Origin of the sequence: Spirillospora sp. NPDC049652, assembly GCF_040675125.1 — a bacterium.
In the GTDB taxonomy this organism is placed as follows: Bacteria; Actinomycetota; Actinomycetes; order Streptosporangiales; family Streptosporangiaceae; genus Spirillospora.
Map to the genome: position 1 here is coordinate 1 of NZ_JBFAOF010001047.1, position 2,348 is coordinate 2,348.

Annotated in this window: 3 protein-coding genes; 2 read left to right on the forward strand and 1 reads right to left on the reverse strand. The window is 74.0% G+C overall.

Translation table 11 applies throughout. The features are described 5' to 3' along the window. Window positions 1-187 (reverse strand): hypothetical protein (locus AB0J52_RS36665; protein WP_500187509.1); only part of this gene is annotated, 187 nt, incomplete at its 3' end. Between the two features lie 225 nt (window positions 188-412). Between AB0J52_RS36665 and AB0J52_RS36670 the strand changes: the two genes are divergently transcribed. Further along, a complete protein-coding gene (locus AB0J52_RS36670; protein WP_500187510.1) occupies window positions 413-1,522 on the forward strand; it encodes a M24 family metallopeptidase in 1,110 nt (369 codons plus the stop codon). Between the two features lie 325 nt (window positions 1,523-1,847). Beyond that, a partial coding sequence (locus AB0J52_RS36675) for an ABC transporter ATP-binding protein (protein WP_500187511.1) occupies window positions 1,848-2,348 on the forward strand: 501 nt, incomplete at its 3' end.

Genomic DNA, 2,348 nt, shown 5'->3' on the forward strand with positions numbered 1-2,348 from the left:
CGGGGTACCCGCCGTCGGCTCGGGACGGCGGGACGGCGGGCGCGTCACGGCGGACCGGCGCGGCGGCGGCCGGACCCGCCGGACCGGGCCCGGCACCAGGGCCGGGACCGGTGCCCGGGTCGAGGGCACCGGCTCCGGCCGGGTCGGCCGCGCCGGCCGGGTCCGCGCTCTGCGGCTGAGGCGTCACGGGGTCTCCCGGCGCGGTCAGGCCCGGCCGCGCCGCTGCGCCGGGGGAGTCCCCGGGCGACATCGGGCCCGGACCCCTGCGATCCTGGACCGGTATCCGGACATGGCACGGCTGTGTCGGAGCATGTACAGAATGTAACAGGGTGGCTTCTCAGGGAGGGAGGAAGCGGGGTCCGTCGTGCCGCGTCCGCGCGCACGGGACCCGGCGACCAGCATGGACACGGATGTGACAAGGGCGTTGTATCCGCGCGAGCGCGTCGCGACGGTGCAGGAGGCGACCGCGAAGGCGGGCCTCGCGGCGCTGCTCCTGACGCCCGGCCCGGACCTGCGGTACGTCAGCGGCTACGACGCGCTGCCGCTGGAGCGGCTGACCTGCCTGGCGGTGCCCGCCGACGGCGAGCCCTTCCTGGTGGTGCCGCGCCTGGAGCTGCCCGCCGCGCAGGAGTCCCCGGCGGGTTCGCTCGGCGTGGAACTGGTGCCGTGGGACGAGACCGACGACCCGTACGCGCTGGTCGCGCGGCGGCTCGGCGCGTCCGGCGGCAGGGTCGGGCTCGCCGACCGGATGTGGGCGATGATGACGCTGCGGTTCCGGGACGCGATGCCGGGCGTCGAGCAGGTCCTCGCCGGGACGGTGCTGCGCGAGCTGCGCATGCGCAAGAGCCCCGCCGAGATCGCCGCGCTGCGCGAGGCGGGCGAGGCCATCGACCGCGTGCACCGCCGGGTTCCGGAGTTCCTGCGGGCGGGCCGCACCGAGCGGGAGGTCGGCCGCGACATCCACGACGCGATCCTGGCCGAGGGGCACGCCACGGTCGACTTCGTGATCGTCGGCTCGGGGCCGAACGGCGCGAACCCGCACGCCGAGCTGTCCGACCGGGTCATCGGCGAGGGCGAGCCGGTCGTGGTGGACATCGGCGGGCAGATGCCGAGCGGTTACTGCTCCGACTCCACGCGCAACTACTGCGTGGGCGAGCCGCCCGCCGAGTACCGCAAGTACTACGCGGTGCTGGAGGAGGCGCAGCGACTGTCCTGCGAGGCCGTCCGTCCGGGCGTCACCCCGGAGGCGGTCGACGCCGCCGGGCGCGACCGGATCGCCGCCGCCGGGTACGGCGGGTACTTCATCCACCGCACCGGGCACGGCATCGGCATCGAGACGCACGAGGAGCCCTACATCGTCTCGGGCAACACCGAGCCGCTGGAGCCGGGCATGGCGTTCTCGGTCGAGCCGGGCATCTACCCCGGCGAGCACGGCGCGCGCATCGAGGACATCGTCGTGTGCACCGAGGACGGGTACGAGCCGATGAACCGGACCGGCCACGGCCTGGTCGTCATCGACTGACCACCGCACCACCGCCTGACCACCGCCTGACCACCGGCCGGCCACCGGCCGACCACCGACCGACCCGGGCCGTCCGCGACGGCGCGGGACGAGCATCGCAACGGCGACACGACGCCGCTCCGCAACGGGGGCGGGCCCGCACGGCGGGTCCGCCCCCGTTGCGTTCACGGGCTTATAACGATCTCCATACCAAACCGGGCCGCGCGCGGCCCGGTTGTTGCGCACTCCTGGCGTCGCCCTGTACCTCCTTGGAGCATCCGGCGGGTTTTACAGCGAAGTAACACGAAACGCCGGGCCGTTCCGGCCCGCAGAGGGAGGAGGGACCGTGGCAGAGGTCGCCCTGCGCGGGGTCGGGAAGGTGTATCCCGACGGAACCCGTGCCGTGACCGACCTGAACCTCGGCATCGCGGACGGCGAGTTCCTCGTGCTGGTCGGGCCGTCCGGCTGCGGCAAGACCACCGCGCTGCGGATGCTCGCGGGGCTCGAGGAGATCTCCGAGGGCGAGATCGCGATCGGGGACCGCGTGGTGAACCGCGTGCCCGCGCGCGACCGCGACGTGGCGATGGTGTTCCAGAGCTACGCGCTCTACCCGCACCTGTCGGTCCGCGACAACATCGGGTTCGGCCTGTCGCTGCGCAAGGTGCCGAAGGCCGAGATCCGGCGCGAGGTGGACCGCGCCGCGCAGATCCTGGGGCTCACCGAGTACCTCGACAAGAAGCCGCGCAACCTGTCCGGCGGCCAGCGCCAGCGGGTGGCGATGGGGCGCGCGATCGTCCGGCAGCCGCAGGCGTTCCTCATGGACGAGCCGCTGTCGAACCTGGACGCC